We start from the raw sequence: 22,008 nt of genomic DNA, 5'->3' as shown, positions 1-22,008 counted from the left end.
GGGCGTCGGCATTCCGACCCTAGGGGAGGAACCGGCCGTTTTCCTGATGAAGGCCGCGCGGTGGGGCCGGGCGGTCATGTCCCCGTCCGGCCGGGCGGTCAGGCCTTGCTCAGCCAGGCGGTGGCGTTGAGGGCGAGGGCGGCGTCGGTGCCCGCCGGGTCGTCCCAGCCGTTGAAGAGGGTGTTGCCGGACTGGCCGGTGCCGTCGTCGATCGGGGAGCTGTCGCCCCAGACGGCGACCCGGCCGGAGCCGAAGGTGCTGGTGACGAAGAAGGCGCCGGTGTTGCCGCTGGAGCCGGTCCGGTAGACCAGGCCCTTGACCGAGGGGTTGTCGGCGGGCTTGAGGGTGAAGGTGGTGCCGTTGCGCAGGATCGAGCCGGTGACGGTGCCGAAGGGGCCGTGCAGCACCGGGTCGGTGGCGTCGTTGATCGCGCGCGGGTTGTCGGTGGTGATGTTGAGCAGGTCGACCGAGAAGCCGAAGGGGTCGTTGTTGTTCACCCCGTTGCTGGTCAGCAGGTCGTTGATGATCTTCGGCGAGTCCCAGCCGTCGTTGTTGCGGTCGCTGTTGACGTGGTCGGAGACCAGGAAGAGCCCGCCGCCGTTCTGGACGAACCGCATGACGGCGGTCTTCTCGCTCGCGCTCAGCCGGATGTTGGGCTCCGGGAGCACGAAGGTGTCGAAGTTGGCGAGGTCGAGCGCGCCGCCGGTGCCGTAGGTGATGGTGGAGCCGGCCGGGAGGGTCTTGAGGCTGTACTGGCCGGTCTTCTGCAGGGCGACGCCCCAGGCGGACAGCGCGCCGGTCCAGCTCTTCTCGGTGGTGGGGGCGGGGTTCTGGGCGAGCGGGTCGGGCTGGCTGGTGCTGATGATCCAGTCGGCGTTGCCGGCGGTCTCGGCCTTGCTGTTGTCGAACAGCACCCGGTGCGGCGTGGCAGCGGCGGCGGTGGCCGTCGTGGCGGTGGCCGTCGAGGTGGCGGCGTTCGAGGTGGGGGCGGCGGTGGCGGCCGGGGCGAGGGTGGTGAGACCGGCCGCGAGCAGCGCCGCGCCGGACAGGGCCGCGGCGGCTCGAATACGGATCGTCATGTGCCGTTCCTCCGTGGGGAGTCGAGGGTTTCGGCGCCAGGGTTTTCGCGCGTAGACGCGAGTATCCGCGCGTAGAGCGACCGGAGAAAGGCTCGGGAGGTGACGAGGTCCTGTACGGATCGTGGTGATCCAGGGGTGGGCGGAAACCGTTCCGTAATTGCGCATGACTTGCAACTGCGCGCGTCCAGGCGGAAAGATGGCCCAGCTCCGCCCGCCCCACCGAAAGGAACACGACGATGACCGCCCCTCGCTGGCGCGACCGGCTCACCCGTGAGGAGTGGATCCGTCTGGCCGGAATGGGCGGGTTCATCCTCGCGCTGCACGTCATCGGCTGGTTCACCCTGCTGGCGCTGGTCGCGCCCGAGCACTACACCGTCGGCGGCCAGGTGTTCGGCGCCGGCATGGGCCTGACCGCCTACACCCTCGGCATGCGGCATGCCTTCGACGCCGACCACATCGCCGCCATCGACAACACCACCCGCAAGCTGATGGGCCAGGGCAAGCGGCCGCTGTCGGTCGGCTTCTGGTTCTCGCTCGGGCACTCCTCGATCGTCTTCGGCCTCTGCGCGCTGCTGGCCTTCGGCATCCGCTCGCTGGCCGGCCAGGTGGAGTCCGACGACTCGACGCTGCACGAGATGACCGGCCTGATCGGCGTCACCGTCTCCGGCACCTTCCTGCTGCTGCTCGGCCTGATCAACCTGGGCGCCTTCAACGGCATCCTCAAGGTCTTCCGCCGGATGCGCGTGGGCGAGTACGACGAGGCCGAGCTGGAGCGCCAGCTGGAGCGGCGCGGGCTGATGAACCGCATCCTCGGCCGGGTGACCAGGGCCGTCACCAAGCCCTGGCACATGTACCCGGTGGGCCTGCTGTTCGGCCTGGGCTTCGACACCGCCACCGAGGTGTCCCTGCTGGTGCTGGCGGGCGGCGCGGCGGCGTTCTCGCTGCCCTGGTACGCGTTGCTCACGCTGCCGATCCTGTTCGCGGCCGGGATGAGCCTGCTGGACACCATCGACGGCTCGTTCATGAACTTCGCCTACGAGTGGGCGTTCTCCAAGCCGGTCCGCAAGATCTACTACAACCTGACCGTCACCGGGCTGTCGGTGCTGGTCGCGCTGGTCATCGGCTCGATCGAGCTGATCGGCCTGCTCGGCGAGAAGCTGGACATCACCAGCGGGCCGATCGCCTGGGTCGGCGGGCTGGACCTCAACTTCGTCGGCTACGCGATCGTCGGACTGTTCGTGCTCACCTGGGCGGCGGCGATCGCGTACTGGAAGTTCGGCAACGTCGAGGAGAAGTGGTCGGCCGGACTGGCCGCCGCCTCCGCTCCGGCCGCCGCCTCTGTCTCCGCCTCGTCCGAAGCCGAGTAGCGGCTAACGGCGGACGGCGAACGGCGGAGCCGAGGGGCCGGTGACCGGGGTCTGGTCACCGGCCCCTCGGGGCTCTCCGGGGCCGTTCGCCGCAAGACGCGCGTCCTCGGCGCGGGCCTACCGCAGCGCGGCGAGCACCGCGTCCGCCATCACCTTCTCGCCGGTGGCGTTCGGGTGGAACGGCACCGCGGGCGAGCCGGGCAGCGCGCCCTCGATCCAGCGGTCGTCCGAGCAGACGTCGTGGCCGACCGTCGGCGTCGCGGTGTCCACGTAGGTCGCGCCGTTCGCCGCCGCCGTGGACTTCAGGGCGGCGTTCAGCTTGTTGAGCACGCCGTACATGTACTCGACGTCGCCCGGTGTCACCGGCTGGCGCAGGACGCAGGTCGAGCCGTCGGCGGGCAGGACGGACGGGTAGCCGACCAGCAGCACCTTGGCGTTGGGCGCCTTGGCGTGGATCTGCCGGAGCGTGCCGGCGATCTGCGGGGCGATCGTGCCGGTGATCCGCTCGGCCAGGTCGTCGGTGCCGTACTGCCAGGACCAGGTGCTCCAGTCCCAGTAGCCGTGGTGGTAGACGTCCTTGCAGGGCGTGCCCAGCGGGTTGACCACCGCGCCGGCGACGCAGGTGGCGACCAGTTCGCCGAGGCCGAGGTCGCTGGCCGCGAGGTCGTTGCCGCCGATCCCGAGGGTGACCAGGTCGGTGTCGCCGGTCAGTGCGTCGAACTGCGGGTCGTTGACCTTGATGAAGGCGTCGTACTGGGACTGCGTCATGTGCTTGACCTTGGCGGCGGCGCAGGTCACGTCGGTGTAGGCGCCGGCCTTCAGGGCGGCGGCGACCAGGTGGCCGTAGTTGCGGTCGGAGCGCAGGCAGAGGCCGGCCGACTGGCCGGGCACGCCGGCGCCGGCGGCGTAGGAGTCGCCGAGCGCCACGTAGTGCTTCGGGGCGGGCGTGGCGGCCTGGGCGCTCGTGGAGGTGAGTGCCAGGGCGGCGCCGAGGGCGACCGCGGCGAGCGCGGTGGAATTGCGGAGGTGCCGGGAATTCCGGGCAGGGCGGAGCACGGTTCCTCCTGGGGGAGAGAAACGACGGGTGGGGGTCGTACCGAGCCGGGCCGCAGCTACCAGCAGGTAAGTTACCGCCAGGTTACGTGGCCGTCCATGGTTCGCGGGGAAATTCCCGAAATTCCGTCAGATGGTGTCCGGTGACATTTCGAATTTCGCTCCACCGTGTATCGAAGACATTTCCGAAACGGTGTGGAGCGGAATTCGCGTCGCTGTTCGTCACCTTCCGGTCCACCGGCGGTTGACCGGGCGTCACCACAGGCCGCACTATCGGCGCACAGCGACGGCCGGTCCGCGGGCCCGCCGCCACCGCGAGCCGCGACGGAGGACTGCGCATGGCCCTGGACGCCGACGTCATCGTCATCGGAGCGGGACTCGCCGGCCTCGCCGCCACCGCCGAACTCGCCGACGCCGGACGGAAGGTGATCCTGCTCGACCAGGAGCCGGCGGCCTCGCTCGGCGGGCAGGCGCACTGGTCCTTCGGCGGCCTCTTCCTGGTCGACTCGCCCGAGCAGCGCCGGATGCGGATCCGCGACTCGCACGCCCTCGCCTGGCAGGACTGGCTCGGCACCGCCGGCTTCGACCGGCCCGAGGACGACTGGCCGCGCCGCTGGGCCGAGGCGTACGTGGACTTCGCGGCCGGTGAGAAGCGGGCCTGGCTGCACGGGATGGGCGTGCGGCTCTTCCCGGTGGTCGGCTGGGCCGAGCGCGGCGGCTTCCTCGCCGACGGGCCCGGCAACTCGGTGCCGCGCTTCCACATCACCTGGGGCACCGGGCCGGGCCTGCTGGCGCCCTTCGTCCGCCGGGTCCGGGAGGCCGCCGCGCGCGGGCTGGTCGACCTGCGCTTCCGGCACCGGGTCACCGGGCTGTCCGCCACCGCCGGCGCCGTCGACACCGTCACCGGCGAGGTGCTGGAGCCGAGCCCGGCCGCCCGGGGCGAGGCCAGCTCCCGCGAGGTCGCCGGGCGCTTCGACCTGCGCGCCCAGGCCGTGGTCGTCACCTCCGGCGGCATCGGCGGCAACCACGACCTGGTCCGCAAGGCCTGGCCGGCCCGGCTCGGCACCCCGCCCGCCAAGCTGCTCTCCGGCGTGCCCGCGCACGTGGACGGCCTGATGCTGGACGTCGCCGGCGCGGCCGGGGCCGGTCTGATCAACGGCGACCGGATGTGGCACTACACCGAGGGCATCGAGAACTGGGACCCGATCTGGGCCCGGCACGGCATCCGGATCCTGCCCGGCCCGTCCTCGCTCTGGCTGGACGCGCGCGGCCGGCGGCTGCCCGTCCCGCTGTTCCCCGGCTTCGACACCCTCGGCACGCTCGAACACATCATGTCCACCGGCCACGAGTACACCTGGTTCGTGCTCAACCAGCGGATCATCGAGAAGGAGTTCACCCTCTCCGGCTCCGAGCAGAACCCCGACCTGACCGGGAAGTCCGTGCGCGGCGTGCTCGGCCGCGCCCTGCCCGGCGCCCCCGGCCCGGTCCTGGGCCACCTGCGGCACGGGCGGGACTTCGTCACGGCGGGCAACCTCGCCGACCTCGCCCGGGGCATGAACGCCAGGACCCGCGAGCCGCTGATCGACCCGGACGAGCTGCGCCGCACCGTCGAGGACCGCGACCGCCAGCTGGCCAACCCCTTCGCCAAGGACCTCCAGGTCACCGCCATCCACGGCGCCCGCCGCTACCTCGGCGACCGGCTCGTCCGCACCGCCGCCCCGCACCGGATCCTCGACCCGGGCGCCGCCCCGCTGATCGCCGTCCGGCTCAACATCCTGACCCGCAAGTCACTGGGCGGACTGCACACCGACCTGTCCGCCCGGGTGCTGCGGCCGGACGGTGAGGTGCTCCCGGGGCTGTACGCGGCGGGCGAGGCCGCGGGCTTCGGCGGCGGGGGCATGCACGGCTACCGCTCGCTGGAGGGCACCTTCCTGGGCGGCTGCCTGTTCTCCGGACGTACGGCGGGCCGGGCCGCGGCCTCGGCGGTGGGGTAGCGGGGCCCGGGGTCCGGAGCCTGTCCGGGCCCTGGTGGACGCCCCCTGACCGGCGGGTACAGTGCGGGTGCGGAGCGGCTGCGGAGCGCACCGCCGACACCGCCGACACCGCCGACACCGCCGACCACCAGGGGGACCAGGACCGATGAGCCGCCGAGACCGCGACCGCGACGGCGCCCGGGAGCAGGACCGGAAGCGGGGCGCGGCCTCCCCGGTGACCGTCACCGTCTGCCGCGGCTGCTGCTGCGGCACCGAGGCGAAGCACCCCGGGGTGGACCACGCGGGCCAGTACGAGCGGCTGCGGACGGCGGTGGGTCCGGCGGGGCGGGTCCGGGCCGTCAAGTGCCTGGACGTGTGCAGCCAGTCCAACGTGGTGGTGGTCGGCCCCTCCGCCGAGGGCCGGGCCGCGGGCGGGCGTCCGGTCTGGCTCGGCTTCGTGCTGATGGACGAGATGATCGACGACATAGCCGCCTGGGTGCGCGCGGGCGGCCCCGGCCTGGCCGATCCGCCCGGCCTGCTCGACCTCCAGCTGATCTCGGTCTCCCGCCGGGTCCGCGAGGGCCTGGCGGAGTAGCGGCCGCCACCGGACGTCCGGGCGGCCCGCCGCGGTCCGACGGACCCGGCCGGAATGAGTCCCCGACCGGAATGACTGACTGATCGTCAGATCGCCGTCCCGGGGTGGTCCGGCGGCCCGCACCACTACCATGACCGGTGGCGCCGAGCGGTTCCGCGCGAGGGAGGAAGACGATGACGACGGTCTGCCGCATCTGCGCGGGCACCGGCCGGACCGCCGGCCTCAGCTGCCGGACCTGCCAGGGCACCGGCACCACCGAGGTGGGCGGCGGGGGCGGCAACTGCTTCCTGTGCGACGGCACCGGGGTGTACGTCCGCTACCGGGTGGACGCGGGCGGCGCCAAGCACGCCTACCGGGACGAGATCTGCCGTACCTGCGACGGCACCGGCAACCGGGCCCCCACGCAGTGGGACGAACCCTCCTGACCCTCCGGCGGGTCATCCCTCTGGGGAGGATCCGCCGACACCCACTCAACCGACGTGGCTGGTGAGGGCCATGATCCCGGGTCGGTTCGACGCGGACATGCCCCTTTACCGAACCATGGTCGAACATTGGCGTTCGAATGGGGGATACGCTGCGGCCCGTTCACCGTGCGTCCGTGTCCGCTCCACACGCCGCTGACAGAGTCCCGCGCATGGATATCCCCAACATGGGCGTGCCGGCCAAGCTTGCCGACCGCATGAGCATGGCCGAGCAGCACGAGTACCTGCGGGCCCGCTTCTCCCGCCGCCGGATGCTGCGCGCCGGTGCCGTGACCGTCGGTGCCGTCGCCGTCGGCGGTGCCCTGGGCAGCGGCACCGCGTTCGCGGCGCCGGCCGGCCCGCAGCTGCTGACGGGCGGCACGACGGACGGCATCGACGGCGCGCTGGTCGCGCCGGTCGGCCGCCACCTCCAGTTCGGCCCCGAGCCGGACACCCAGTTCCGCGTCTCCTGGCAGGTCCCGGCGCCGGTCAGGAAGCCGTTCCTGCGCTTCGGCAAGACCCCGTGGGAGCTCAGCCACAAGGTCCAGGCCGAGGTCCGCGCCCTGCACACCCCCGCGCTGACCCCGACCGGCCAGCCGGTGGACCAGTACTACCTGCACGTGGCGCTGGAGGACCTGCACCCCGACACCACCTACTACTACGGTGTCGGCCACGAGGGCTTCGACCCCGCCTCGCAGCAGCAGATCTCCACCCTGCACACCTTCCGCACCGCGCCGTCCCGCGACCACCGCTGGGGCAAGGTGTACGAGCCGTTCACCTTCACCGCCTTCGGCGACCAGGGCGTCAGCGCGCACGCGGCGGGCAACGACCACATCATCAAGGCCCAGAAGCCGGCCTTCCACCTGCACGCCGGCGACATCTGCTACGCCGACCCGGCCGGCTCCGGCACCGACCCGGACAAGTCCGTCTTCAACGCGAAGACCTGGGACGACTTCCTGGTGCAGACCGAGACCGTCGCCGCCGAGATCCCGTGGATGGTCGCCTACGGCAACCACGACATCGAGGCCTGGTACTCGCCCAACGGCTACGGCGGCGAGAACTCCCGCTTCTTCCTGCCGAACAACGGCCCGGACCCGCGCAACGTCCCCGGCGTCTACACCTTCCGCTACAAGAACGTCGGCGTCATCTCCCTGGACGCCAACGACGTCTCCTACGAGATCCCGGCCAACCTCGGCCTCTCGGCGGGCAAGCAGACCAAGTGGCTGGAGCGCACCCTCAAGGACCTGCGCAACGACGAGACCATCGACTTCGTCGTGGTCTTCTTCCACCACTGCGCCTTCTCCACCACCGTCGCGCACGCCTCCGAGGGCGGCGTCCGCGAGGCCTGGGTGCCGCTGTTCGAGAAGTACCGGGTGGACCTGGTCATCAACGGCCACAACCACATCTACGAGCGCACCGACGCCATCCTGGGCAACAAGGTCTCGAAGCAGGTGCCGAGCGGCGCCACCATCGAGCCCGAGAAGGACGGCGTGGTCTACGTGACCGCGGGCGCCGCCGGCCGCAGCCTGTACAAGTTCGACGTGCCGGACACCTACGAGGGGCACGAGAACCACCAGGACGAGGTCAAGACCTACTACTGGAGCAAGGGCCGGGTGAAGACCCCCGAGACCATCCAGTGGTCGCGGGTGCGCTACACCGGCTACTCCTTCATCAAGGTCGACGTCACCCCGGCCCACCTGGGCCAGAAGTCGGTCATGAAGGTCACCGCGCTGGCCGAGGACGGCACGCAGATCGACAACTACTCGATCCTGCGCAAGGTCGGCGAGGGCTGGGACTCCAACCGCGACGACGACGGCGAGGGCGGCGGCTGGGGCTGGTAGTCCCCGAAGTCCCGTAGCGGGCCCCGGCGTCGAGGGAGGACCTCAGCGCCGGGGCCCGTACATGAGGACCTCAGCGCCGGGGCCCGTACATGATCACGGCGACCCCGGCCAGGCAGACCAGCGCGCCCGCCACGTCGTAGCGGGTCGGCCGGAAGCCGTCCACGGCCATGCCCCAGAGCAGCGAGCCGGCCACGAACACCCCGCCGTACGCGGCCAGCACCCGGCCGAAGTCCGCGTCCGGCTGCAGCGCCGCGACGAAGCCGTACGCGCCGAGCGCCACCACCCCGATCCCGGCCAGCCACCAGGGCCGTTGCTCGCGCACGCTCTGCCAGACCAGCCAGCAGCCGCCGATCTCGGCGAGCGCGGCGAGGGCGAACAGGGCGATCGAGCGCAGGACGGTCATGACCGGTGAGCGTACGTGCTGTCGGCTCCGGCGGCGCCCGTCAGCTCCGGCGTTACCCGTCAGCTCTGGCGGTACGTCGCCAGGAAGCGGCCGATCCGGTTGACGGCCGTCTCCAGGTCGTCGGTGCGGGGCAGGGTGACGAAGCGGAAGTGGTCCGGGCGGGGCCAGTTGAAGCCGGTGCCCTGGACGACGTGGATCTTCTCGCGCAGCAGCAGGTCCAGCACGAACCGCTCGTCGTCGACGATCCGGTGCACCGCCGGGTCCAGCTTGGCGAAGGCGTACAGGGCGCCCTTGGGCTTGACGCAGCTGACGCCGGGGATCTCGTTCAGGGCCCGGACCGCGACGTCGCGCTGCTCGGTGAGCCGGCCGTTGGGCAGCACCAGGTCGTTGATGGACTGGTGGCCGCCGAGCGCGGCCTGGACGGCGTACTGGGCGGGCACGTTGGGGCACAGCCGCATGCCGGAGAGCATGGTGAGGCCCTCCAGGTAGTCGGAGGCGTGCTGCTTGGGACCGGAGACGACCAGCCAGCCGCTCCGGAAGCCCGCCACCCGGTAGGCCTTGGAGAGGCCGTTGAAGGTGAGGGTGAGCACGTCCTCGGCGAGGGCGGCCAGGCAGTGGTGCTCGGTGCCGTCGTAGAGGATCTTGTCGTAGATCTCGTCGGCCAGGACCATCAGCTGGTGGCGGCGGGCCAGGTCGAGGATGCCCTCCAGCAGTTCCTTCGGGTAGACCGCGCCGGTGGGGTTGTTGGGGTTGATGACCACGATCGCCTTGGTGCGGGCGGTGATCTTGGCGGCGATGTCGTCGAGGTCCGGGTACCACTCCGCCTCCTCGTCGCACAGGTAGTGCACGGCCTTGCCGCCGGCCAGCCGGACCACGGCCGTCCAGAGCGGGTAGTCCGGCATCGGCACGAGCACCTCGTCGCCGTCGTCCACCAGCGCGGTGACGGCCATCTGGATCAGCTCGGAGACGCCGTTGCCGAGGTAGACGTCGTTGACGTCGACGCCCTGGACCCCGCGCTGCTGGTAGTACTGCACCACCGCGCGGCGGGCCGGCAGGATGCCGCGCGAGTCGCTGTAGCCGTGCGCCTTGGGCAGGTTGCGGATGATGTCCTGGATGATCTCCTCGGGCGCCTCGAAGCCGAACGGTGCCGGGTTGCCGGTGTTCAGCCGCAGCACGGTGTGCCCGGCCTCCTCCAGGGCGTTGGCCTGGTCGACCACCGGGCCGCGGATCTCGTAGCACACGTCATTCAGCTTGCTGGACTGCCGAAACTCCACCTGAGGCCTCCCGACCGTCACCACCGCATCGTTGCTTCTGCTTTGTTCTACCAAGTAGGCACTTGGAAAGTCCAACCTTTTGGCTATGCTGATCCACATGTCACGCCGAAGCTACGACCAGTACTGCGCCGTCGCCCGCGCCCTGGACGCGGTGGGGGAGCGCTGGAGCCTCCTGATCGTCCGTGAACTCCTCGGCGGCCCGCGCCGCTACACCGACCTGCACGCCGACCTGCCCGGCGTCTCCACCGACATCCTGGCCGCCCGGCTCAAGCAGCTGGAGGGCGAAGGGCTGGCCACCCGACGACGGCTGGAACGGCCGGCCAGCGCGACGGTCTACGAGCTGACCGGGCGCGGACGCGAACTGCGGCCGGTCATCGAGGCGCTGGGGGCGTGGGGCCTGCCCGCCCTCGGCGAGCAGCGGCCCACGGACGCCGTGCGCGAGCACTGGTTCACGCCCCGGGCGGCGGAGGCCGGGACGGAGGTCGGGGCGGAGGTCGGGGTCGTCGCGGGCTGAACGCCGACGGGCGGTCGCCCGGGTGGGGCGGCGGCAAGGCCCCCGTCGCCGGCCGCCGCCCCGTGGCCCCAGGGTGGCGCGGGCCGATAAACGAACGCTCGGCGTGCGATGAGCGCCCAGGTCCGGGGCCCGCACTCAGGTCCGGGGCCCGCGCCCAGGTCCGGGCCTCGTGCCGGGGGCGTACGGGCCCACGCGTACGATCGTCGGACCGCGAAGCGTCCCTGGAGAGCGGAGGCCAGTCCGTGCCCACCACCTACCGCAGCTACGCCGACTACGTCGCCATCGGTGACTCCTTCACCGAGGGCATGTGCGACGACCTGCTGCCCGACGGCCACTACCGCGGCTGGGCCGACCGGGTCGCCTCGGCGCTGGCGGCGGAGCGCACGGACGGCGACTTCCGGTACGCCAACCTCGCCGTCCGCGGCAAGCTCATCGGCCAGATCCACGACGAGCAGCTCGCCCCCGCCGCCGCGCTGGGCGCCGGGCTCGTCACCCTGGCCGGCGGCCTCAACGACGTGCTGCGCCCCGGCTGCGACATCGACCGGGTCGAGCGGCTGCTCGGCGACTGCGTCCGGGAACTGCGCGCCACCGGCGCCACCGTCGTCCTGTTCACCAGCACCGACCCCACCCGCAGGATGGCCGGCAGTGCCCGGCTGCTGCCCACCATCCTGCGGATGAAGGCCTTCGTGCAGGAACTCGGCCGACAGGACGGCCTCGCCGTGGTCGACCTCTTCTCCGCCCCCTGCTTCGACGACCGCCGGCTCTGGGCCGAGGACCGGCTGCACCTCTCGCCGGAGGGCCACCGGCGGGTCGCCGAGGGCGTGCTGGAGGCGCTCGGCCGCCCCGCCTCCTTCGACTGGCGCGCCCCGCTGCCCGTCGCCGCCCCGCCCGGCCGCGCCGAGCGCCTGCGCGCCGACGCCCGCTGGCTGCGCACCCACCTCGGCCCGTGGATCGGCCGGCGCCTGACCGGCCGCTCCTCCGGTGACGGCCGCCCGCCGAAGCGGGCCGAGCTGCTGCCGTACGCCTAGTCGGCGGCCGGCTCCGGTTACGGCTGCGGCTCCGGCTCCAGGACCAGGCTGGCCATCGGGGCGTGGGTGGTCCAGCCGAGCGCCGTGTAGAGCGCCTGTCCGTCCGGCGTGCCGACCAGCACGCCGGTGCGCGCGCCCCGCTCGTACGCGGCGGACTGCAGCGTGCGCATCACCAGGCCGCCCAGGCCCCGGCGGCGGAACCCGGGCACGGTGGTGATCTGGTCCGGGACGGCCACCGGGCCCGCCAGGCCCGCCTGGCCGCGCGCCGCCAGGTGCCCGGCCCCGGTGCGCACCAGCGCCCGGAGCACCCCGCCCCGCTCCCAGGTGGTCACGGTGAAGCCCGCCGGCGGCTCGGGCCGCTCGGGGCCGAGCGGGGTGCTCATCAGGAAGCCCGGGACGTCCAGTCGCCACCGCGGGCCCAGCCAGGGGCGCACGACGGTGTCCTCGGCGAACAGCTTCAGCCAGGTGTGCGGCGCGGTGGTGTTCTCGGCGATCTTGCGGACCTCGGCCTCGGTCGGCTCGGGCAGCACGTGCCGGCCCACCTCGCCGGCGGGCGCGCCGACGTCGATGGACCAGCCCCAGGGCTGGTCCACCGGCTCGGCGGAGCCGCGCGAGACCGCCCAGCCCGAGATCCACATCCGGACGAGTTCCCAGGTGCCCGGCTCCTGCATGCTGTCCACCCCGCATTGTGTGTAATGGTTACTCTTGCGATAAGAACCTTACAGGCGTGGAGGGTGCTCTGCCCAGTAGGATTCCTGGGTTCACGGCGCCGCCCCGGCGCCCGGCTGGAAGGACCCCGGACGTGCGCGAGACCGAGTCGCCGCAGGACCCCAAGGCGGCCGCGCCGACCTCGCTCGAGTCCGACTGCGGCAACTGCTTCGGGCTCTGCTGCGTGGCCCTGCCCTTCTCGGCCGGCACCGACTTCGCCGAGAACAAGCGGGCCGGCAACCCCTGTCACAACCTGCGGACCGACTTCACCTGCGGCATCCACGCGCGACTGCGCGAGAGCGGCTTCCAGGGCTGCACCGTCTACGAGTGCTTCGGCGCCGGACAGCGGATCTCCCAGGTGACCTTCGGCGGCCGCAGCTGGCGCGAGGAGCCGGACACCGCCGGGCCGATGTTCGACATCTTCCCGATCGTGCGGCAGCTGCACGAACTCCTCCGCTACCTCACCGAGGCGCTCACCTTCGAGCCCGCCCGGCCGGTCCACGCCGAGCTGCGGCAGGCCCTGGAGGAGACCGACCGGCTGGCCGGCGGCACCCCCGAGGAAGTCCTCGCCCTCGACGTCCCGGCCCACCGGCAGCGGGTCAGCGACCTCCTGCTGCGGGCCGGCGAACTCGTCCGGGCCGCCGTACCCGGCCGCCCCGAACACCGCGGCGGCGACTTCTTCGGCGCCCGCCTGCGCGGCGCCGACCTGCGGGGCGCCAACCTGCGCGGGGCGATGCTGGTGGCCGCCGACCTCTCCGGCGCCGACCTCCGGCTGGCCGACCTCATCGGCGCCGACCTGCGCGACACCAACCTGGCCGGCGCCGACCTCAGCACCGCCCTCTACCTCACCCAGTCCCAGCTGCACGCCGCCCGCGGCGACGCCGGCACCCGCCTCCCGGCCGGCCTCACCCGCCCCGCCCACTGGCCCACCACGACGGCCCCGACGGTCGCCCCGACGGGCAAGCCGCGCACCGGGGCCGGGAGCAGGTCCGGGACCGGCAAGGGGGGCACCAACCCGGCCCGGGGGCGCCGCCGCTGACGTCCGCCGCCGGCCGGGGCCTCGGTCACTGGCCGACGCGTCCGTCGACGCACTCGCGCAGCAGGTCGGCGTGGCCGCAGTGCCGGGCGTACTCCTCGACCCGGTGCACCAGCAGCTCCCGGATCGCGATCCGGTCCGGGCCGACCCGTTCGCCCAGGTCGGGGAACCCGGCCAGCATGGCGTCGGTCGCGGCCTGCTCGCGCGCCAGGTCGCGGAACGAGGCCTCCACCACGGACTGTTCGGCCACCGCACCGTCGAAGTCGGCGTCCCGTCGGCCGTACAGCTTGGGCAGCGGCTCGCCCTCTGTGATCCAGTTGCGCCAGTCCCGTTCGACCTCGGCGAGGTGCCGGACCAGCCCGAGCAGCGACATCGTCGACGGCGGGACGGAGCGGCGGGCCAGCTGTTCGGCGTCCAGGCCCTCGCACTTCATCCGCAGGGTCAGCCGGAAGTTCGTCAGGCAGTCCTCCAGCGCCCCGAGTTCGCCGTCCGGGCTCGGCCCTTCGTTGTTGCGGGGGTCGCCGTCGGGGTCGGCCCACATGCCGGGGTGGACGGTCGCCTCGGTCCATCGCGTGGGTTGCTCGGTCATACCGCGCATGGTCGTTGACGACCGGCCCTTCCCGCCACCGGGTTGTCGCCGGGGGGAGTGGCGCGTGGGAAGTCGGCCGGGCCGACTTCCCACGCGAGCGGCCGGGGCGGCTCAGCCGGTCAACAGGCGGGCGCGCAGGCTGTCGATCCGGTCGCGGTCGAGGCCGAGGGTGCCGGTGAGGTAGCCGTCGACCGAGCCGTGGCGGGCGGCGAGGTCGGCGAGGGTGAGGCGGATGACGGCCTCCGGGGCGCGGCCGTAGCCGGGCCAGCGCAGGGTGCGGCCGGGGTGGGCGGCGTGCCACTCGGCGACGAGGTGCGGGGTGGCGAGTTCGGTGAGGGCGAAGTCGGCGGCGATGTCGTCCTCGGCGACGCCGAGCAGGGTGTGCAGCAGGGCGGCGATGAGCCCGGTGCGGTCCTTGCCGGAGGCGCAGTGGAAGACCACCGGGGCCTCGGCGGCCGCGATCACGTCCAGGACCTGGCGGATCTCCTTCACCCCGTCCTCGGCGACCTCGGCGAAGCGGTCGGCGAGGTGGCGCCAGGGGTCGAGCTCCGGGTCGATCTCGGCCTGGTCGTACGGGCGGTGCTCGATCGAGAGGTTGTGGTACTCCAGCCCGTCGATCTCGGGTACCCGGCCCTTGGCGGCGATCTCCCAGGGGTAGCGCAGGTCGATCACGGTCCGGATGCCGAGGCTCCGGAGCTTGTCGAGGTCGGCGGGCGAGGTGAGCTTGCCGAGCGAGTCGGAGCGGTAGACCAGGCCCCACCGTACGGAACGTCCCCCGGCGGCCGGGTAGCCGCCCAGGTCGCGGAAGTTGTGCAAGGCCTCGAAGCTGTGGTGACGGGTTGTCATGATCGTTACTCTAATCAGCCGTTCAGCCGTTCAGCTGCTCAGCTGCGGGGCCAGCCCGGCAGCTCAGCCGCCGGCGGGCCCGCCGTAGCCGTGGGCGAGGAGGTCGAAGGCGCGGGTGGCGTCGCCGACGGCCTCGGCGTGCAGGTCGTCCGCGGTGCGGCCGCCGTCCTGGATGCGGTGCCAGTTGTGCAGGGCGAGGACCCGCTGGGTGGCGGTGACCTGGGCGGCGAGCAGCCGGGCGGTGAGTTCGCGGGGTTCGGGGAGGTCGGGGGCTTCGCGCAGGGCGTCGGCCAGGGAGGTTTCGGCGCGGGCCACGTACTCGCCGACCCGGGCGGCCAGGCTGGGGGTGCCGTAGACGAGGGCGGTGAAGGCGAGCACGGCGGGGTGGTCGTTGAGGCCGGTGACGGGGTCGCGCCGGGTGAGGCCGGTCAGGAAGTCGCGGAGCAGGGCGTCCAGCACCGGTTCGCCGGCGAGCCGGCCGCGGACGACGTCGGCCGCCTGGTCCTGGTGGTCGGCGAAGCGGTGGACGACCAGGTCCTCCTTGCTGGGGAAGTAGGAGAACAGCGTCGGCTTGGAGACCTCGGCGGCCGCCGCGACGTCCGCCACCGACACCTGGTCGAAGCCGCGCTCCAGGAAGAGGGTGATGGCCGCTTCGGAGATGGCCCGCCGGGTCTGTTCCTTCTTGCGCTCGCGCAGTCCAGTCATGGGGTCCAGGCTAGCAGGAACCTTGACCGGGGAAGGTTTTTTACTCGGTATTCGTGCGGCTGGTCCGGCGCCGGGCGGTGACCTCGATCTCGATCCTCATCCGGGGATCGGCGAGCCCGCACATCTGCATGGTGGCGGCCGGCCGGACCTCGCCGAAGCAGCGGCGCAGGACCGGCCAGCAGGGCTCGAAGTCCGCGCGGTCCGGCAGCAGGTAGCGCACCCGCACCACGTCGGCGAAGCCGCAGTCCGCCTCGGCCAGCGCGGTCGCGATGTTGCGCAGGCACTGCTCGGCCTGCTCCACCACGTCGGCGGAGATGGTCATCGCGGTGTAGTCGAAGCCGGTCGTCCCGGACACGTGGACCCAGTCGCCGTCCACCACGGCACGGGCGTAGCCGATCTGCTCCTCGAAGGTCGAACCGCTGAGGATGGCGCGTCGTTCTGTCATGCCGGGAACGCTAGGTGGCCTGCGGGGATACGTCCAACACTTCCCGTGCGACGGTCTGATATCCCTGGAGATATGGAACGCCCCGAACTCCCCCTGCCGCAGCTGCACGCCTTCGTCGTGCTCGCCGAGGAGCTGCACTTCGGCCACGCCGCCGCCGGCTGGGCATCGCCCAGCCGCCGCTGAGCCAGCAGATCCGGCGGCTGGAGGACAAGGTCGGCCACCCGCTGTTCCGCCGCGACCCGGGCGGCGTCGCGCTGACCCCGGCCGGCCGCGAACTCCTGCCCGCCGCCCGGCGGGCGCTGACCGACCTCGCGGACGCGCTGGCCGCCGCCCGCGCCGTCGGCAGCGGCGAGGCCGGCCGGCTGCGGATCGGGTTCTCCGCCTCCCTCGCGCTGACCGTGCTGCCCGGCCTGCTGGACACCTTCCGGCAGCGCAGCCCCGCCGTGCGCCTGGACGTGCGCGAGATGACCAGCGCCCCGCAGGTCGCCGCGCTGCTGGAGCGGACCGTCGACGTCGGCCTGCTGCGCGAACCCCCGGCGGACGAGCCGCGGCTGCGCTTCCGCACCGTCCTCACCGAGCCGTTCGTCGCGGTGCTGCCGGCGCACCACCCGCTGGCGGGCCGGCGGACCGTACGGCTCGAACGGCTGGCGGACGAGCCCTTCGTGCTGCTGCCCCGGGAGGAGGGGCCGCAGCTGTACGACCGGATCACCGGGCTGTGCGCCGGGGCGGGCTTCACCCCGGCGATCGCCCAGCACGCGGTGGAGTGGCAGACGGTGTGCGCGCTGGTCGGGGCCGGTCTGGGCGTCTCCCTGGCCCCGGAGAGCATCCGGCGGATCCGCCTGCGCGGCGTCGCCTTCCGGCGGATCGAGCCCGGCACCGCGCGGACCCGGGTCGCCGTGGCCTGGCGCGCCGACGACCCCGACCCCCTGGTGCACCGCCTGCTGGAGGCCGTCGGCGACGGACGCCCGGCGTGGAACGGCTAGACGCTGCGGTCGGTCAGACGCTGCGGTCGGCGAGCACCTCGCGGACGACGTGGCGGGCGTTGGCGGTCAGGGCCTGGTCGGTGTGCCGGTAGTACGGGATCGTCACCAGCGCGATGGAGAAGGCCCAGGCGCGGCCGCGGGCCCACATGGCGTCGTCGGCGCCGAGGGCGGCGCGGTAGGTGGGGCGGGCGGCGGCGGGCAGCAGGTTCCAGGCGGCGATCAGGTCGGCGGTCGGGTCCCCGACGCCCATCAGGGCGAAGTCGATGACGGCGGCGAGCCGGCCGGTCCGGGTGAGCAGCAGGTTGCCGGGGGTGAGGTCGCCGTGCGTCCAGACCGGGGGGCCGGCGTAGTCGGGCAGGCGGAGCGCCTTGTCCCACAGGGCGGTGGCCGCGGCGGTGTCGATCGATCCGGTGAGCTGGGCGATGGCCGCGCGGGTGGCGCCGTCCCGGGAGGCGAGCGGGGCGCTGCGGCGGCCGGCCGGGGCGTCGGCCGGGTCGGCGGCGCGCAGGGCGTTGACGAAGCCGGCCAGGTCGCGGGCGAGTCCGGCGGGCGCGGCCAGGACGCCGACGGCCGGGTTGACGCCGTCGAGCCAGCGCAGCACCGACCATTCCCACGGGTAGCCCGCGGCGGGCCGGCCGAGCGCGAGCGGGGCGGGGACGGGCAGTGGCAGCCGCGGTGCGAGCCGGGGCAGCCACTGGTGCTCGCGGCGGACGTCCCCGGCGGCCCACTCCACCCGGGGCAGTCTGACGGCGAGTTCGGGCCCGAGCCGGAACATCGCGTTGTCCGCCCCGGCGGGGCCGACCGGGGTGATCGGAAGGCGCTCCCACTGCGGGAACTGGGCGGAGATCAGACGTCTCACCAGGGCCGCGTCGACCACCGGCTCGTCGGGGTGCATCCGGGTGGCAGCGCACATGCCCGGCAGCGTACAGCGCCGATCGTTTTCGTTCAGCCGTATTCCCCAACTGCGCGGACTTATAGGCTGACGGCATGGTGATCGGTCAGCAGACGGCGGGAGAACGCCGGGCCCTGCGCGCGGCCCTGGGCGTGCTGGCGCTGCTCGTCCTGCTCGGCGCGGTCGGGCGGTACGGCGAGCGCCAGGGCGGTCTGCTGGTGCTGCGCGACTGGTTCGACCGGCCGCTGCTGCTGGGCACCGTCGCGCTGCCGGTGCTGCTGGTGGTGCTCTACTGCGTCACCTGGCGGGCCTGGATCCGGGTGGTCCTGGGCGTCGGCGTGCTGCTGACGGCCGCGGCGACGGTGCCGCTGTGGATCTTCCTCGACGCCCCGCGGTCCATCGCGACGCGGCCGGCACCCGACCGCCCCGACCGGCGGATCGTCCGGCAGGAGCAGCCCGGGATGCTCGACGTCGCCCAGTGGGTCTTCGTCGACCAGGGCAACGGCCTGACCACCCGCCGCTGGCAGCTCGCCTTCGCGGACTTCCGGTACGGCGACACGGTCGACGCCGCCTGGGACGGCCCGGACCGGGTCAGGCTGACCTACGGCGGCCGGACGACGGTGATCGGCCTGGCCGCCGACGGCCGGCCCGACGGCTCGCTCACGCTGGGGTGACCCGCACCCCGACCGTGCCGCCCTTGCCGAAGCGCAGCACGTTCGCCGTCAGCGCGATCGCGCACAGCAGCCCGTACTTGCGCCGGAGCAGCTTGCGGTAGGCGGGCGCCCGGTCCGGGTCGAGCACGGCGGTGGCCGGGACCTGCGCCCCCAGCAGGTTGCCGCGGATGTCGCTGGGGCCGACCAGCACGTCCGAACGGTTGCGCAGGCGCTTGACCTTGCCGGTCTTGGTGACCGTGGTGAAGACCAGCGCGTCACCGTCCCGCGCGACCCAGACCGGGGTGGCCACCGGAGTGCCGTTCCTCCGGTAGGTGGTGAACAGCAGGTACTTGGCGGCGGCGAGCCGCTCCAACTCGGCGGCGGCATCCAGAGTGTCCATGCCCGCCAGCCTAGGGAGCGGCAACTGGGCATCGCTTGAGCCTTCTTGGGGCCGCGGACCGGCACGCCACGCCCGGCGGTCCCGGGTGCGGCCGGGCGCCGTCGTCGGCACCTGCCAGAATGCAGGGCGTACGGCGAAAGCACTGAAGGAGAAGGTGACCGGCTTCGTGACCACGCCAGTCGAACAGGTGGCCCGCCAGGCCCAGCAGGCGATCGAACGCAAGATCGCCGAGGAACTGGGCGTCCGCGAGGGGCAGGTGAAGGCTGCCGTCGACCTGCTCGACGGCGGCGCGACCGTGCCCTTCGTGGCCCGCTACCGCAAGGAGGTCACCGGCTCCCTCGACGACGCCCAGCTGCGTGCCCTGGAGGAACGGCTCCGCTACCTGCGGGAGCTGGAGGAGCGCAGGGCGGCCGTCCTGGAGTCGATCGAGTCCCAGGGCAAGCTGGACGACGCGCTGCGCGCCCGGGTGCTGGCCGCCGACTCCAAGGCCCGCCTGGAGGACATCTACCTGCCGTTCAAGCCGAAGCGGCGCACCAAGGCGCAGATCGCCCGCGAGGCCGGGCTGGAGCCGCTGGCGGACACCCTGCTCGCCGACCCCTCCCAGGACCCGGCGGCGCTGGCCGGCCGGTACCTCAACGAGTCGGTGGCGGACGCCCCGGCGGCCCTGGAGGGCGCCCGGGCGATCCTGGTCGAGCGCTTCGGCGAGGACGCCGACCTGGTCGGCTCGCTGCGCGAGCGGATGTGGACCCGCGGCCGGGTGGTCGCCACCGTCCGCGACGGCAAGGAGCAGGACGGCGCCAAGTTCGCCGACTACTTCGACTTCGCGGAGCCGTACACCAAGCTCCCCTCGCACCGCATCCTGGCGATGCTGCGCGGCGAGAAGGAGGAGGTGCTCGACCTCGAACTCTCGCCCTACGACGGCGAGTCGGAGGGCGACCTGCCCGGGGAGAACGACTACGAGCGGCGGATCTCGGCCCGCTTCGGCATCGCCGACCGCGGCCGCCCGGCCGACAAGTGGCTGGGCGACACCGTCCGCTGGGCCTGGCGCACCCGGATCCTGGTCCGGCTCGGCATCGACCTGCGCTCCCGGCTGCGCGCCGAGGCGGAGGACGAGGCGGTGCGCGTCTTCGCCGCCAACCTGCGCGACCTGCTGCTCGCCGCCCCGGCCGGCACCCGCGCCACCATGGGCCTGGACCCGGGCTTCCGCACCGGGGTGAAGGTCGCGGTGGTGGACGCCACCGGCAAGGTCGTCGCGTACGACACGATCTACCCGCACCAGCCCGCCAACAAGTGGGACGCGGCCCTGCACACCCTGGCCGCGCTGGCGAAGAAGCACGACGTCGACCTGGTGGCGATCGGCAACGGCACCGCCTCGCGGGAGACCGACAAGCTCGCCGAGGACCTGCTCAAGCTCCACCCCGAGCTGAAGCTCACCAAGGCGATGGTCAGCGAGGCCGGCGCCTCGGTCTACTCGGCCTCCGCGTTCGCCTCGCAGGAACTGCCGGAGCTGGACGTGTCGATCCGCGGTGCGGTGTCCATCGCCCGGCGGCTGCAGGACCCGCTGGCCGAACTGGTCAAGATCGACCCCAAGTCGATCGGCGTCGGCCAGTACCAGCACGACCTGAGCGAGGTGAAGCTCTCCCGCTCGCTGGACGCCGTGGTCGAGGACTGCGTCAACGCCGTCGGCGTGGACGTCAACACCGCCTCGGCGCCGCTGCTCACCCGGGTCTCCGGGATCACCGGCACGCTCGCCGACAACATCGTCGCCCACCGCGACGCCAACGGCCCGTTCCGCACCCGCAAGCAGCTCAAGGACGTCTCCCGGCTCGGCCCCAAGGCCTTCGAGCAGTGCGCCGGCTTCCTGCGCATCCCCGACGGCACGGACCCGCTGGACGCCTCCGGCGTGCACCCCGAGGCCTACCCGGTGGTGCGCCGCATCCTCGCCGCGGCCGGCGGGGAGCTGCGCGAGCTGATCGGCAGCGGCGAGCGGCTGCGCGCCCTGCGACCGGCGGACTTCGCCGACGACACCTTCGGCGTCCCGACCGTCACCGACATCCTCGGCGAGCTGGACAAGCCCGGCCGCGACCCGCGCCCGGCGTTCCGCACGGCCGTCTTCAAGGAGGGCGTCGACAAGATCGGCGACCTGGAGGTCGGCATGGTGCTGGAGGGCGTGGTCACCAATGTGGCGGCCTTCGGCGCCTTCGTGGACGTGGGCGTCCACCAGGACGGGCTGGTGCACGTCTCGGCGCTGTCGCGGACCTTCGTCAAGGACCCGCGCGAGGTGGTCAAGCCGGGCGACATCGTGAAGGTCCGGGTGGTCTCGGTGGACGTGCCGCGCAAGCGGATCGGGCTCACCCTGCGGCTGGACGACGAGGTCGGGCGCGAGCGCGGCGACCGCGGCGACCGGGGCGACCGGGGCGACCGGCAGGCCCGCCCGCCGCGCCAGGAGCGGCGCGGCGGCGGCGGTCAGGGCGGTCAGGGTGGTCAGGGTGGTCAGGGCGGTGGTCAGGGCGCCCGTGGTGGCCAGGACCGGCGTGACCGGGGCGGCTCCGGCGGCGCGGCCGCGCCGGCCAACAGCGCCATGGCGGACGCGCTGCGCCGGGCCGGCCTGACCGGCGGCGACGGCGGCTCGGGCGACCGGCGCTCCGGGCGGCGCTGACCGGGCACCGACGCACGGCGGGGCCGGTGGACGTGGTGTCCACCGGCCCCGCGACCGTCCGTCCTCAGACCAGGAGCTTGTCCTTGGCCTTCTGGTACTCCTCGTCGGAGATGGCGCCCCGCTCCTTGAGGTCCGCCAGTCTCGCCAGGTCGTCGACGTGGCTGCGGCCGCCGCCACCGGTGTCCGCCCCGGACCCGGCCGCGTCCCGGATGTAGGCCTTGACCGCGGCCTCGGTCTGCTGGGCCTGCTCGACGTCGCGCTTGCCCATCGACTGCCCGCGGGCGATCAGGTACGCGAGGACGCCGATCAGCGGCAGGATGATCACCAGGACCAGCCAGCCGGCCTTGCCCCAGCCGCTGAGGTCATGGCTGCGGAAGATGTCCGTGATGATCTTGAACAGCAGGAAGAACCAGAGGATCCAGAGGAACAGCTCCAGCATCGTCCAGAAGATGTTGAGTACCGGGTAGTCCACGGCCAGCAGTTTGGTCTCCATGGCCGAGTCAT

The 22,008-nt window shown here is 73.0% G+C and carries 20 protein-coding genes and 3 pseudogenes; 11 read left to right on the top strand and 12 right to left on the bottom strand.

Going from position 1 to position 22,008, the window contains the following annotated elements; translation table 11 throughout:
- Positions 1 to 101: 101 nt before the first annotated feature.
- Positions 102 to 1,079 (bottom strand): annotated as a pseudogene (locus tag ACYP53_RS30240) (hydrolase); the annotation flags it as partial.
- Between the two features lie 236 nt (positions 1,080 to 1,315).
- Between ACYP53_RS30240 and nicT the strand changes: the two are divergent.
- Positions 1,316 to 2,446, top strand: a complete 1,131-nt coding sequence (gene nicT / locus ACYP53_RS30235) for a Nickel transporter NicT (RefSeq protein ID WP_459649707.1) — start codon at positions 1,316 to 1,318, stop codon at positions 2,444 to 2,446.
- Positions 2,447 to 2,563: 117 nt separating this feature from the next.
- Here nicT and ACYP53_RS30230 read toward each other — a convergent pair whose 3' ends face one another.
- Positions 2,564 to 3,502 carry an SGNH/GDSL hydrolase family protein gene (locus ACYP53_RS30230; protein ID WP_189914759.1) on the bottom strand — a complete coding sequence of 313 codons (939 nt, stop codon included), beginning with the start codon at positions 3,500 to 3,502 and terminating at the stop codon, positions 2,564 to 2,566.
- A gap of 335 nt (positions 3,503 to 3,837) precedes the next feature.
- On the opposite strand from ACYP53_RS30230, the gene ACYP53_RS30225 reads away from it, so the two are divergent.
- From ACYP53_RS30225 to ACYP53_RS30210, 4 genes are all read left to right on the top strand, one after another.
- Positions 3,838 to 5,493 carry an FAD-binding dehydrogenase gene (locus ACYP53_RS30225; protein ID WP_459649706.1) on the top strand — a complete coding sequence of 552 codons (1,656 nt, stop codon included), beginning with the start codon at positions 3,838 to 3,840 and terminating at the stop codon, positions 5,491 to 5,493.
- Between the two features lie 145 nt (positions 5,494 to 5,638).
- A complete protein-coding gene (locus ACYP53_RS30220; RefSeq protein WP_459649705.1) occupies positions 5,639 to 6,067 on the top strand; it encodes a (2Fe-2S) ferredoxin domain-containing protein in 429 nt (142 codons plus the stop codon).
- A gap of 173 nt (positions 6,068 to 6,240) precedes the next feature.
- The gene (locus ACYP53_RS30215) at positions 6,241 to 6,492 is read left to right on the top strand and encodes a hypothetical protein (RefSeq protein WP_189914755.1); all 252 of its coding nucleotides are present in this window, start codon (positions 6,241 to 6,243) and stop codon (positions 6,490 to 6,492) included.
- A 209-nt stretch (positions 6,493 to 6,701) separates the two neighbouring features.
- Positions 6,702 to 8,369 carry a purple acid phosphatase family protein gene (locus tag ACYP53_RS30210; protein ID WP_189914753.1) on the top strand — a complete coding sequence of 556 codons (1,668 nt, stop codon included), beginning with the start codon at positions 6,702 to 6,704 and terminating at the stop codon, positions 8,367 to 8,369.
- A gap of 70 nt (positions 8,370 to 8,439) precedes the next feature.
- Here ACYP53_RS30210 and ACYP53_RS30205 read toward each other — a convergent pair whose 3' ends face one another.
- The gene (locus tag ACYP53_RS30205) at positions 8,440 to 8,772 is read right to left on the bottom strand and encodes a YnfA family protein (RefSeq protein WP_189914751.1); all 333 of its coding nucleotides are present in this window, start codon (positions 8,770 to 8,772) and stop codon (positions 8,440 to 8,442) included.
- Positions 8,773 to 8,831: 59 nt separating this feature from the next.
- Positions 8,832 to 10,046 (bottom strand): pyridoxal phosphate-dependent aminotransferase, encoded by a 1,215-nt coding sequence (locus ACYP53_RS30200; RefSeq protein ID WP_189914749.1) that lies wholly within the window; start codon positions 10,044 to 10,046, stop codon positions 8,832 to 8,834.
- Between the two features lie 97 nt (positions 10,047 to 10,143).
- Between ACYP53_RS30200 and ACYP53_RS30195 the strand changes: the two are divergent.
- A pseudogene (locus ACYP53_RS30195) lies at positions 10,144 to 10,551 on the top strand (winged helix-turn-helix transcriptional regulator); the annotation flags it as partial.
- A gap of 251 nt (positions 10,552 to 10,802) precedes the next feature.
- Entirely contained in the window at positions 10,803 to 11,588 is a 786-nt protein-coding gene (locus ACYP53_RS30190) for an SGNH/GDSL hydrolase family protein (RefSeq protein WP_459649704.1), read from the top strand.
- Positions 11,589 to 11,605: 17 nt separating this feature from the next.
- Here the strand turns inward: ACYP53_RS30190 and ACYP53_RS30185 are convergent, their stop codons facing one another.
- A complete protein-coding gene (locus tag ACYP53_RS30185) occupies positions 11,606 to 12,259 on the bottom strand; it encodes a GNAT family N-acetyltransferase (RefSeq protein ID WP_459649853.1) in 654 nt (217 codons plus the stop codon).
- A 131-nt stretch (positions 12,260 to 12,390) separates the two neighbouring features.
- Here ACYP53_RS30185 and ACYP53_RS30180 point away from each other — a divergent pair, with 131 nt between their 5' ends.
- Entirely contained in the window at positions 12,391 to 13,335 is a 945-nt protein-coding gene (locus ACYP53_RS30180; protein WP_459649703.1) for a pentapeptide repeat-containing protein, read from the top strand.
- A gap of 25 nt (positions 13,336 to 13,360) precedes the next feature.
- Here the strand turns inward: ACYP53_RS30180 and ACYP53_RS30175 are convergent, their stop codons facing one another.
- The 4 genes from ACYP53_RS30175 to ACYP53_RS30160 all read right to left on the bottom strand — a co-directional run bounded on the left by ACYP53_RS30175 (position 13,361) and on the right by ACYP53_RS30160 (position 15,917).
- Positions 13,361 to 13,921 carry a DinB family protein gene (locus ACYP53_RS30175; RefSeq protein WP_459649702.1) on the bottom strand — a complete coding sequence of 187 codons (561 nt, stop codon included), beginning with the start codon at positions 13,919 to 13,921 and terminating at the stop codon, positions 13,361 to 13,363.
- A gap of 111 nt (positions 13,922 to 14,032) precedes the next feature.
- Positions 14,033 to 14,767, bottom strand: a complete 735-nt coding sequence (locus ACYP53_RS30170) for a tyrosine-protein phosphatase (protein ID WP_459649701.1) — start codon at positions 14,765 to 14,767, stop codon at positions 14,033 to 14,035.
- 63 nt (positions 14,768 to 14,830) lie between these two features.
- A complete protein-coding gene (locus tag ACYP53_RS30165) occupies positions 14,831 to 15,472 on the bottom strand; it encodes a TetR/AcrR family transcriptional regulator (protein ID WP_459649700.1) in 642 nt (213 codons plus the stop codon).
- A gap of 40 nt (positions 15,473 to 15,512) precedes the next feature.
- Positions 15,513 to 15,917, bottom strand: coding sequence for a RidA family protein (locus ACYP53_RS30160; protein WP_189914734.1), 405 nt, complete (start codon positions 15,915 to 15,917; stop codon positions 15,513 to 15,515).
- A gap of 72 nt (positions 15,918 to 15,989) precedes the next feature.
- Here ACYP53_RS30160 and ACYP53_RS30155 point away from each other — a divergent pair.
- Positions 15,990 to 16,900 (top strand): annotated as a pseudogene (locus tag ACYP53_RS30155) (LysR family transcriptional regulator).
- A gap of 13 nt (positions 16,901 to 16,913) precedes the next feature.
- On the opposite strand, the gene ACYP53_RS30150 reads toward ACYP53_RS30155, so the two are convergent.
- Positions 16,914 to 17,813 (bottom strand): aminoglycoside phosphotransferase family protein, encoded by a 900-nt coding sequence (locus tag ACYP53_RS30150; protein WP_229928445.1) that lies wholly within the window; start codon positions 17,811 to 17,813, stop codon positions 16,914 to 16,916.
- 74 nt (positions 17,814 to 17,887) lie between these two features.
- Here ACYP53_RS30150 and ACYP53_RS30145 point away from each other — a divergent pair, with 74 nt between their 5' ends.
- On the top strand, positions 17,888 to 18,466 hold the full coding sequence (locus ACYP53_RS30145; RefSeq protein ID WP_189914730.1) for a hypothetical protein: 579 nt from the start codon (positions 17,888 to 17,890) through the stop codon (positions 18,464 to 18,466).
- Here the strand turns inward: ACYP53_RS30145 and ACYP53_RS30140 are convergent.
- A complete protein-coding gene (locus ACYP53_RS30140; protein WP_459649699.1) occupies positions 18,453 to 18,845 on the bottom strand; it encodes a PPOX class F420-dependent oxidoreductase in 393 nt (130 codons plus the stop codon). The genes ACYP53_RS30145 and ACYP53_RS30140 overlap by 14 nt on opposite strands.
- Positions 18,846 to 19,011: 166 nt before the next feature.
- Between ACYP53_RS30140 and ACYP53_RS30135 the strand changes: the two genes are divergently transcribed.
- A complete protein-coding gene (locus tag ACYP53_RS30135; protein ID WP_459649698.1) occupies positions 19,012 to 21,504 on the top strand; it encodes a Tex family protein in 2,493 nt (830 codons plus the stop codon).
- Between the two features lie 64 nt (positions 21,505 to 21,568).
- On the opposite strand, the gene ACYP53_RS30130 is transcribed toward ACYP53_RS30135, so the two are convergent.
- Positions 21,569 to 21,997 (bottom strand): SHOCT domain-containing protein, encoded by a 429-nt coding sequence (locus ACYP53_RS30130; RefSeq protein WP_189914724.1) that lies wholly within the window; start codon positions 21,995 to 21,997, stop codon positions 21,569 to 21,571.
- Between the last annotated feature and the right edge of the window lie 11 nt (positions 21,998 to 22,008).

The sequence above is a fragment of the Kitasatospora sp. Ki12 genome, assembly GCF_054601375.1.
Note: the sequence above shows the minus strand (reverse complement) of the source record. Positions and strands in the feature narration are given on the sequence as shown.